The organism is Falsigemmobacter faecalis (assembly GCF_003863335.1).
In the GTDB taxonomy this organism is placed as follows: domain Bacteria; phylum Pseudomonadota; class Alphaproteobacteria; order Rhodobacterales; family Rhodobacteraceae; genus Wagnerdoeblera; species Wagnerdoeblera faecalis.
Genome location: NZ_RRAZ01000022.1, coordinates 51,895 through 62,462 on the forward strand (window position 1 = coordinate 51,895; position 10,568 = coordinate 62,462).

Annotated in this window: 6 protein-coding genes, 2 pseudogenes, 1 riboswitch and 1 other annotated feature; of the genes and pseudogenes, 6 read left to right on the top strand and 2 right to left on the bottom strand. The window is 64.1% G+C overall.

The features are described from left to right. Window positions 1–102: 102 nt before the first annotated feature. Window positions 103–310: riboswitch (cobalamin riboswitch) on the bottom strand. Between the two features lie 132 nt (window positions 311–442). Next, entirely contained in the window at window positions 443–1,336 is an 894-nt protein-coding gene (locus EG244_RS14440; RefSeq protein ID WP_124965696.1) for a LysR substrate-binding domain-containing protein, read from the bottom strand. A 105-nt stretch (window positions 1,337–1,441) separates the two neighbouring features. Between EG244_RS14440 and EG244_RS14445 the strand changes: the two genes are divergently transcribed. Next, on the top strand, window positions 1,442–2,662 hold the full coding sequence (locus EG244_RS14445) for an acyl-CoA dehydrogenase (RefSeq protein WP_124965697.1): 1,221 nt from the start codon (window positions 1,442–1,444) through the stop codon (window positions 2,660–2,662). Between the two features lie 677 nt (window positions 2,663–3,339). Here the strand turns inward: EG244_RS14445 and EG244_RS14450 are convergent. Beyond that, window positions 3,340–3,540 (bottom strand): hypothetical protein, encoded by a 201-nt coding sequence (locus tag EG244_RS14450; RefSeq protein ID WP_124965698.1) that lies wholly within the window; start codon window positions 3,538–3,540, stop codon window positions 3,340–3,342. A gap of 225 nt (window positions 3,541–3,765) precedes the next feature. Here EG244_RS14450 and EG244_RS14455 point away from each other — a divergent pair, with 225 nt between their 5' ends. The 5 genes and pseudogenes from EG244_RS14455 to EG244_RS21000 all read left to right on the top strand — a co-directional run. Then, entirely contained in the window at window positions 3,766–4,848 is a 1,083-nt protein-coding gene (locus tag EG244_RS14455) for a saccharopine dehydrogenase family protein (protein ID WP_124965699.1), read from the top strand. Between the two features lie 55 nt (window positions 4,849–4,903). Then, window positions 4,904–5,971, top strand: a complete 1,068-nt coding sequence (locus tag EG244_RS14460) for a flagellar motor switch protein FliG (RefSeq protein ID WP_124965700.1) — start codon at window positions 4,904–4,906, stop codon at window positions 5,969–5,971. Window positions 5,972–6,827: 856 nt separating this feature from the next. Then, window positions 6,828–8,930, top strand: coding sequence for a capsular polysaccharide biosynthesis protein (locus EG244_RS14465; protein ID WP_233589022.1), 2,103 nt, complete (start codon window positions 6,828–6,830; stop codon window positions 8,928–8,930). 271 nt (window positions 8,931–9,201) lie between these two features. After that, window positions 9,202–9,321 (top strand): annotated as a pseudogene (locus EG244_RS21495) (IS3 family transposase); the annotation flags it as partial. A 181-nt stretch (window positions 9,322–9,502) separates the two neighbouring features. Continuing rightward, window positions 9,503–10,568: pseudogene (locus EG244_RS21000) on the top strand (IS3 family transposase); the annotation flags it as partial. Continuing rightward, window positions 9,785–9,940, top strand: a sequence feature (AL1L pseudoknot). It overlaps the preceding pseudogene by 156 nt.

The window sequence follows — 10,568 nt, forward strand, 5'->3', positions numbered from 1 at the left end:
CAGACTGGTTGACGAATGGCCGGTGGCATCGCGAGAGACCCCGCCGGCGGTGATCCATCACCCCGACGGATCCTCCGTCGCCGCCCATGCCCCTCGCATGGCGGACAGGTGACACAGCCGGCAGGTCTCCTGGCTCGCGGGTCGCTGTTCGGGTCCGCCTTCCCGGGGAGCTCCCCCAGTGGCATTTCAGACCGTCACTCGCCGCTTACAGTTGCGGGGGCAGCTGTGGATTGACCGGAGAGATCTCCGCCACATTCCCTTTTCATCCCGACAGGCAGGCCCGCCGGAAACCGGTGCTGGCCGATCCCTGCCCGGATGCCCCCGCCCTGTCAAGCCTGCCCGCCACGGCAAGGCCCCCTGGTGGCTCTGCCGCAACCGCGTGACACCATCCGCACCGCTGAGGGGCCAGCCGTCGGCCAGAAGCCCGAGAGCCCTGGCCCTCTCAGGCTGCGGCAACCGCCCCCGCCAGCCAGTCGCGAAAGGCTGCCAGCGGCGGATAATCCGCCCGCGCCTCCGGCCAGACCAGGAAATACTGCCCCGGCCCCGTCAGCCGCCCGCCCGGCAGCTCCACCAGCCGCCCCGAGGCCAGCTCTTCGGCGACATGGAACTCCGGCAAAAGCGCCGCCCCCAGCCCATGCACCGCCGCCTGCGCCATGGCCGCGAACTGATCAAAGAGCATCCCCCCCGGCAGCGCACCCGCCACCCCCAGCGCGCCGAGCCAGTCTCCCCAGGCCCCGGGCCGGGTCTCAATCTGCAAAAGCGGCAGCGACAGCAGATCCTCGGCGCGCGCCACCGGATGCCGCGCCAGCAGCGCAGGGGCCGCACAGGGCACCAGCACCTCCGGAAAAAGCGGCAGATGCCCGGCGCCGCGCCAGTCGGCCTCTCCGAAATGCACAGCCGCGTCAAAACCCTCTGCGGCGAAGTTGAACTTCTTCATCCGCGTTGCAAGGTTCACCGTCACATCGGGATGCGCGCTCAGAAACCCGCCCATCCGCGGCGCCAGCCAATGCGTCGAAAACGCCGGCAGCACCGCCAGCGACAGCACCCCCCCTTCGGGATTGGCACTCAGCTCCATCGAGGCGCGCGCAATCAGATCCAGCGCCCGCGTCACATCGCGCCCATAGGCCTTCGCCGCCGCCGTGGGCACCAGACGCTGCCTCTCTCTCAGAAAAAGCCTTTGCCCCAGCTGCGTCTCCAGGTTCTGCACCAGCCGCGACACAGCCCCCTGCGACAGATCCATATCCCGCGAGGCCCCCGCCGTAGAGCCGGTCCTGAGCACCGCTTCAAAGGCGCTAAGCTGCGAGAGAGAGGGGATAAACCTGCGGGCGCGCGCCATATCACCTATGCCTTTACTGCATAATCTTAAATACAGATAGCGTTAGGCGATCCGCCACACCAGCCCTATACCCTCTGCAATACCCAGCGCATGTGGAGGCCAGAGATGACCGATCGCCCGAAACTGAAAGCCAAAGACGCCCCCGATCTGGCGCGCTTTAACTGGGAAGACCCCTTCCGCCTTGACGCCCAGCTGACCGAGGATGAACGCGCCCTGCGGGATGCCGCGCATAACTACGCGCAAAGCAAGCTGCAGCCCCGCGTCAAAGAGGCCTTCGCCAATGAGGTGACCGACCCCGAGATCTTCCGCGAAATGGGTGAGATGGGCCTTCTGGGCGTCACCGTTCCGGAAGAATACGGCGGTCTTGGTGCCTCCTACGTCGCCTATGGTCTTGCCTCGCGTGAGGTCGAGCGGGTGGATTCGGGCTATCGCTCGATGATGTCGGTGCAAAGCTCGCTCGTGATGTATCCGATCTATGCCTATGGCTCGGAAGAGCAGCGGAAGAAATATCTCCCGAAACTCGCCTCGGGTGAGTTTATCGGCTGCTTTGGTCTGACTGAGCCGGATGCAGGCTCCGATCCTGCCGGTATGAAGACCGTCGCGAAAAAGACCGATGCCGGCTATGTGCTCAATGGCACCAAGATGTGGATCTCCAATGCGCCGATCGCGGATGTCTTCGTGGTCTGGGCAAAATCAGAGGCCCATGGCGGCAAGATCCGTGGCTTTATCCTCGACAAAGGCATGAAGGGCCTCTCAGCGCCGAAGGTGAAAGACAAACTCTCCCTGCGCGCCTCGATCACCGGTGAGATCGTGATGGAGAATGTCGAGATCGGCGAAGACGCGCTCCTTCCCCATGTCGAAGGCCTGAAAGGTCCCTTCGGCTGCCTCAACCGCGCGCGCTATGGCATCTCCTGGGGCGCGCTGGGCGCGGCCGAGTTCTGCTATCATGCCGCCCGCCAATACGGCCTTGACCGCAAACAGTTCAACCGCCCCCTCGCACAGACCCAGCTCTTCCAGCTGAAGCTCGCCAATATGATGACCGAAATCTCGCTGGGCCTTCAGGCTTCACTGCAGGTCGGCCGCCTGATGGATGAGGCCAATGCCGCCCCCGAGATGGTCTCCATCGTCAAACGCAACAACTGCGGCAAAGCGCTTGAGATCGCCCGCTGGTCGCGCGACATGCACGGCGGCAACGGCATCAGCCAGGACTTCCACGTGATCCGCCATATGGTGAACCTTGAAACGGTGAACACCTATGAGGGCACCCATGACGTCCACGCCCTGATCCTCGGCCGCGCCATCACCGGACTGCAAGCCTTCTACTGAGCAACCTGCCCTGCCCCCCCCCGGACCGGCCCGCCCAGCGCGGCCGGTCTTTTCTTTTGGCCCCCTTCGCCCTCTTCAGCCAGCCTCAGAACACCCCCCGCCTTATAAGCTGCCCCACAGACACGCTCCTGCCAGCAGGTGACAGCATCTCCTGATATAAAAATAAGGCGCCGCCCCCCTCATTTCATTCGCCGATTTGCACCCGAAAACGCACACCGTCCCGGGCAGCAACACCCAGCGCAACAGGCGTTTTTCTTTGCACCCGGGCGTTCTCAGTCACCCTAAGCCTGTCAGCGAGGGAGTTGGCATCTGGGCAACCTGAACGCGCTCCAGCATATGACGCGGCTTTACGACGCCGGGCGTGCATGGTCACCGGCGTCAACAGCCTCTGCCAGCGCCCCACTGCACAGGGCTCTGCTGATGCTCAGAGCAAAGCGGCACATCTCCTCCCCCTTCAGGCCTTTCTCATCACCGGGCGGGCAAAGCTCAGACCGGAAATGACTGAACCCGAAACACTCCGAAACCAGCCTGCGAAGCGTTACAGATCTGAAAAGGCTTCGCTGTCCTGCCTTATCTTCGCTCCGGCTCTGCGGGAGATGTCGCGGGTCGCTCTCGACAGACAGACGTCTGATCGGTGGAAACGGCTCACCAAGGCAAATGAAGCCTGGGAGGAAACCTCACCACACCACCGCAACCTTGCCCCACCTCATGACCTCGCTGAAACCCACCCTGCCCTTCACCAGCACAGCCTTCTCATAAAATCCGCTCACACAGCCGCTGACCTGCGCCTCCTGCACCTGAAGACCCGGCCCGAAAACTCCGACCCCGGTGATCCCCGCAATCACACCCGCCCGCTCCCGGAGTATTTTTCCTGACACCCCGCTCCACTCCCCCACAACCCGCGCGCCGCGCCCCTTTGGCTTTTCTCAAATACTCACCTTTCCCCGCCCACCACCGGAACCACAATATGCCAGATAAGACACCACATTCTGCCGGAACATTTCCCGCAAACCGCCGAACTGACGAGACACATCGTCAGGACGCCATGCCATCCTCAGGTTGAAACGACGGGCCGGGATCGGCCCCAACGACAGGGATAAGTCATGTCTTTTGAACGGGTTGCAGTTTTGGGTCTGGGCAAGGTCGGCCATCTGGCCGCCGAACTTCTGAAAGATGCCGGGTTTACCGTGACCGGCATCGACGCCCGCGGGCTGAAAGATGCGCCCTTTGAGGTCAAAACCCTCGACGTGAGCGATATCGACGCCCTGCGCCAGGGGCTTGAGGGGCAGCAGGCCGTGCTCTCCTGCCTGCCCTATCACCTCAATATCGGCGCCTCGACCCTCGCGCATGAGATGGGGCTGCATTACTTCGATCTCACCGAGGACGTGCCCACCACCAATCACATCCGCAAACTGGCCGAGACCTCGAAGGGTCTGATGGCGCCGCAATGCGGTCTTGCCCCCGGCTTCATCGGCATCGTCGGCGCGGATCTCGCGAGCCATTTCGACAAGGTCCGCTCGCTGCGCCTGCGCGTGGGCGCTCTGCCGCAGCATCCCACCGGCACGCTCGGCTATGCCTTCAACTGGTCGCCCGAGGGCGTGGTGAATGAATACCTCAACGACTGCGAAGTGATTGAAGACGGTCAGCGCAAACTGGTCTCGGCAATGGAATGGGTCGAGACCATCCATATCGACGGTCTGCAGCTTGAGGCTTTCACCACCTCCGGCGGCCTTGGCACCATGTGCGAGACCTATCTCGGCAAGATCGACAACCTTGACTATAAGACCATGCGCTTCCCCGGCCATGTAAAGCTGATGAATTTCTTCTTCCATGAGCTTTTGATGCGCGAAAACCGTGCCGAGGCCGGCCGCATTCTGACCAATGCCAAGCCTCCGGTCGATGAAGACGTGGTCTATGTCCATGCCGCCGCCGAAGGCCATATCGACGGCCAGCTGAAGCGCAAAGAGTTTGTCCGCGCCTATTATCCCATTGAGGTCAATGGCCGCGCCCGCACTGCCATCGCCTGGACCACTTCGGCCTCGGTCGTCGCGGTGATTGAGATGGTGCGCGCGGGCAGCCTGCCGGCCAAAGGCTTCCTGCGTCAGGAAGACATCCCGCTCGGGGATTACCTCAAAACCCGCACCGGCAGCCTTTACGACAAAACCCCCTCGGGCAGCTGCTGCTAACCCCGCATTAAGCCTCACCCCCTAATCTCACCACAGAGAGACTGAGGGGGTGAGCATGGCACAGGGTCTGAACCGCGCAACCGTCACGCGCCTGACGCCGCCGCCCCCGTCCGCGGGGGAGGCTTTGAGCAGCCGGGAGAAGGCTGCGATCATCGTGCGCCTGCTGCTGGCCGAGGGCGCGCCGATCAAGCTCTCGGCGCTGCCCGATCACATGCAGGCCGCGCTGACCGAGCAGATGGCCAGTATGCGGCTGGTCGACCGCAGCACCCTGGCCGCCGTAGTCGGAGAATTTCTTCATAAACTCGAATCCGTCGGCCTTGCCTTTCCGGGCGGGATTGAGAATGCGATTGCGCTTCTCGATGGCCATATCAGCAGCTCTGCCGCCTCGCGTCTGCGCCGCCTTGCGGGCAATTCCGGCCGCATTGACCCCTGGGAGCGGCTGATCCCGCTGTCGCCGGAGAAGCTTCTGCCCATCCTCAACGGCGAATCGGTCGAGGTGGCGGCCGTGGTGCTCTCAAAACTGCCGGTTTCACGTGCGGCGGATCTGCTGACCCGCCTGCCCGGAGAGCGGGCGAGACGTGTCACGCATGCCGTCTCCCTGACCGGCAATATTGACCCTGAAACGGTGCGCCGCATCGGCGCGGCCCTGGTCTCTCAACTCGACGCCCAGCCGCCGCGGGCCTTCGACCATGGCCCTGTTGAGCGGGTGGGCGCGATCCTGAATGTCACCACCGCCGCGCTGCGCGATGATCTGCTGGAAGATCTCAGCACCCAGGACGCCGATTTCGCCGACAAAGTGCGCCGCGCGATCTTTACCTTTGCCCATATCCCGTCCCGCATCCTCGCCCGCGATGTGCCAAAGATCACCCGTGTGGTCGAGCAGCCGGTCCTGATCACCGCACTCGGCGGGGCGCTCAGCGGCACCCTCGCGCCGGTGGCGAACTGGCTTCTTGAGAATATGAGCCCCCGCCTCGCGCAGGGGCTGCGCGAAGAAATCGAGGCCCGCGGCCGCATCCGCGAAAAAGAGGCCGAACTCGCCCAGAGCGAACTGATCGAAGCGATCCGCCGCCTCGATGCCGCAGGCGAATTGCAACTGGTCGAACCCGAGGAGGAGGATGGCTGAAATCACGTGAGCCCTCTGCGTCACAGGGCAGGCCTGCGTCGCGCCCTGCCCTCCCGCCCCCGGCAGAGCCTCGTCCCATTTAAGACCCCAGGCGGGCGGCATAGGTGGGGCGCAACCGAGCCTCACGCCCGCGATGCAGGCCTAAGGCATACCAAGCATCGCCTTTCTCCGGCCAGCGGACAGGCACGTCATTCGGGAGAGCAGACAGGGGATCTCCTCAGGAGCTGTTGGAGGATATCGCCTGCGGCCTGAATGACGCGGGCACGGGCGGTATAAGCCGTCTCAATTCGGCAAAAGCCTGAGCTGCATTGGCACTCTCCACGCCGATCTCAGCGCACCCCGGTTCGTTAAGCCCCTACGCCCTTCAGGAGAGCGACGCTTTGTAGAGCAGCATGACAAAAGCGCGCCCGCAGCGTCTGTCGCGGACCGCTGGACCGGAGGGGAAATCCCCATCCCCAGCCGTAGTCCTGCGATGAGCCGAACCCGCGGAATCCGTTGGCCCCGGGCTAAGCCCGTCCGCCCTTCAGGAGAGCGACGCTTTGTAGAACCGCGTGAGAAAAGCGCGCCCGCAGCGTCTGTCGCGGGCCGCTGGAAAGGGGGGAAAATCCCCGTCCCCAGTTGTGGTCCTACGATGAGCGGAATCCGTCAGACGTCCGGTGCCTGGCGACGGACGTGTTCGACAGGTATTTTACCGATGCCCTCCGGAGGCACCAGCGACCGACGCAGGCCTGATGACGAGACGACATCCCCCGTTGACCACACAGCGTGATCGCAGATCAAAGGCGCTGCGACATGGCACATCCCAGGCCAGCCTTCGGCGTTGCCCGGGCCGCCGCCTCTGCCCCACCTTGCGGAGATGGACTTTCCCCCGCGCTCCCGTCACTCTGCATCTATGAGCCCGGCGCAGATCCCGACTGGAACGACACGAACCTGGTGCGCTGCGCCGGGCCTCTGGCTGCCGGGGCGGGTGCGGCGGGTGCTGAGCCTGTCGGGGTTTACACCGCGACCGATCCTGCCGGGGTCTCTGAACAGGCCGGAGGCGGGCGATCTGGTGGCCGCCTGGGGGCACAGCCCGCTTGCACCAAAAGCAGAGACCTTCGCCGAACGCCATCATCTGCCGCTGATCCGGGTGGAGGACGCCTTTCTGCGCTCGATTGCCCCGGGGCGGGCAAAACGGCGCGGGGACGGGCCGCTCGGGCTTTTGATCGACCGGCGCGGCGGGGTTCATTTTGACCCCAATGCCCCCTCGGATCTGGAACATCTGCTGGCCACGGCCCCTCTCGATGACACCGCCCTTCTTGATCGCGCCCGCGAGGGGATGGCGCGGCTGAGCGCGGCGGATCTGTCGAAATACAACCTCCATGATCCCGATCTGGCACCGCCGCCGCCGGGCTATGTGCTGGTGATCGACCAGACCCGCGATGACGCCTCGCTGCGCCTCTCGGGGGCGACCGAGGGTCTTTTCAAAGAGATGCTTTTTCGGGCGCGCGACGACCATCCGGGCGCGCGGATTGTCATCCGCAGCCATCCCGAGACGGTGCAGGGGTTGCGGCGCGGCCACTACGGGCGCGAGGATCTTCAGCCCGGTGAGATGCTCCTCAGCGATCCGGTCGGCCCGCGGGCTCTGCTGGAAGGGGCGATTGCGGTCTATACGATTTCCTCGCAACTGGGCTTTGAGGCGATCCTTGCCGGGCATCAGCCGATTGTGCTGGGGCGGCCATTTTACGCCGGATGGGGCCTCTCGCAGGATCAGGGCGGACCGCTGCCGCGCAGGCACCGCAGGCTGACGCGCGCGCAGATTTTTGCAGGCGCGATGCTGCTGGCTCCGGTCTGGTATGATCCCTGCCGTGACCGGCTTTGCAGTTTTGAGGCGGCGCTCGATCAACTCGAAGCTGAGGTTCGCGCCTGCCGCGAGGACCGGCGCGGCCATGTGGCGGTGGGAATGCGGCTCTGGAAGCGCGGTGCGCTGCAAAGCTTTTTCGGCCGCGAAAAGCCGGTGATTTTCGCGGCGACCGCTGAAGATGCGGTCAAGATCGCAACAAAGCGCGGGCGCGATCTGCTGGTCTGGGCCGCGGCAGGCGATCGCGCGGCACTGCCGGATGGGCTGCGGCTCAGGCGGGTTGAGGATGGCCTGATACGCTCGCGCGGGCTGGGTGCCGATCTGGTGCCGCCGCTGTCGCTGGTCGCCGACGGGCGCGGCATCTCTTTTGATCCGGGGCGGCCGAGCGATCTGGAGACGCTTTTGCAACAGCCTTTGCGCCCGGGTCAGCGGCTCAGGGCGTCGCGGCTGATCCGGGCGCTGCGCGAGGGGGGGGTGACGAAATACAACCTTTCCGGCGTGGTGCCGCAGGTGCCGCAGGGTCACCGCATCCTGGTGCCGGGTCAGGTGGAAGATGACGCGAGCCTGCGCTTTGGCGGCGGGGACATCCGAAGCAATCTGGGGCTTTTGCGCCGCGTGCGCGCCGAAAACCCCGGAGCGGTGATCCTTTGGAAGGCCCATCCCGATGTGGTTGCCGGGCTGCGACCCGGGGCAGTTGCGGCCAGGGATCTGGCAGGGCTTGCGGATGCCTGTCTTGACGAAAGTGATGCCAACAGCGCGCTCGCCCTCGCCGATGAGGTCTGGACCATGACCTCCGGTACCGGCTTTGAGGCCTTGCTGCGCGGGCTGCCGGTGACCTGTCTGGGCACGCCCTTTTATGCGGGCTGGGGCCTGACCCGCGATCTGGCGCCGGTTCCGGAACGCCGTCGGGCGGGGTTGCAGATCGAAGATCTGGCCTGGGCCGCGCTGATTGGCTATCCGCGCTATTTTGATCCGATTTCCCGCCGCCCCTGCCCGCCCGAAGTGGTGGTCGAGCGGCTGCGCGACGGGCGGGTATTGCCGCGATCCGCCCTGCTGAGGGCGCTGGCGAAAGTCCAGGGGCTCGCTGCAAATTATGCGTTTCTCTGGCGGCGCGCCTGAATGATCTGAATCCGGCAAACTGGACCGTTTAACGTTAGAGTTTTCGACTACGCTTTCCTGGCCGGGAGAGGAGCGAAATCGCGATGAAGGCTTCAAGTGTCACGGAGTTCACAGGGACCGTGGCCCCAGTAGGGCCGGCCTAAGCCCGTAGAACCAGACAGCGTTCATCATTAAAGAGGGCGATGAGGACACACCGGTAGCAGAGATTTGTCGTAGTTCGAGCGTATAACAAACGATCCGGGGGATCGTTTGCAGGCCGCAAGACCCGGCGAAAGCTATGAAGCCTGGTCGCATGCGCGACTTGGTTCGCGGTCTGTGCAGCGATTGGGCCGTTTCAATCCGTCAGGCCATCGGCTTTGACCGTTCAACATTTCAGTATCAATCCCGCCGCATGGGCTCTGTTGCACAAATCGTCTGAACGCCGGGGTTCCCCTTTCCCCGGGCGGACTTATCCCACAGCTTCCGTGACGGGTATGCCGAGCGCGGTGTAGCGGTTCATCGTAAGACCGCATGTCTTTTTTCATCGGCCGCCTCTGACTGAACCGCCCCGAGTTTTCCGGAGGCTCCAACTTCTGAGCAGGACAGAGCATCATGAGCAAGACAACGAGGCGCAGCATGGGTCGCCTTGGCAGGCTATCGTCCCGATCGCGACCAGGATCGGCTGTTCGGCCAACACGCTGAGCGAGTGGGTCAGAAAGGCCGGGGCCGACCGCGGCAGGCGCGCGGCATACCAGGCGGGATGGCCGGGAAGATGAAGGCCCTGGAGCGCGAGAACCGCGAGCTGCGCCAGGCGAACGAGATCTTGCGCAAGGGTGAGCCAGTGCAGGCGCCACTGGTTTAAGCCCACTGGCGAACGCGTATTTTGCGATGGCGGAGCCCGACCGCTGGTCGAAGTCACGGTGGATTTTATTGATGCCTGTCGTGGCAGCCACGGGGCGGAGCCATGATCACGCCATTGGTCCGGGTGACCATGGCGACGGCCGATCTGCAGTGTGCTGCCGATTGCCCCGCCCACCTATGACAATCATTTGGCAAAACGGACGAATGCGGCACGACTGTCGGATCGGGCGCGTCGGGACGCGGCTCTGCGCCCGGAGATCCGTCGCGTATTCGAGGAGAACTGGCGGGGCTGTGGGGGGCGCAGGATCTGGCGACAGCTGGGCCGCGAGGGCTTCGATATCGCGCGATGCACAGTGGCGCGGCTGATGAAGGGCATGGGCATTCAAGGCGCTATCCGCGGTAAGCCACACCGGACAACGATCCCTGACAAGAAAGCGCCCTGTCCATTGGACAAGGTGAACCGCCAGTTTCAGGGGCCCGCACCCAACAGGCTGTGGGTCAGTGACCTCACCTGCGTCGCCACATGGAAAGGTTTTGTTTATGTTGCATTCGTCCTCGATGCCGCCGCATCGTCGGCTGGCGGGTCAGCACGTCGGCTCATGCGGGTTTCGTCCCCGATGCTTTGGAACAGGCGGTGCATGATCGCCGCCCCGCAAAGGGCATGGGCCTTATCCCTCATAGCGACAGGGGCAGCCAATATGTGTCAATCAAATACACAGACCAGCTGGCAGAGGCGGGCATCGCGCCCTCGGGCGGAAGCGTCGGTGACAGCTGTGACACTGCGCTGGCCGAGACTAT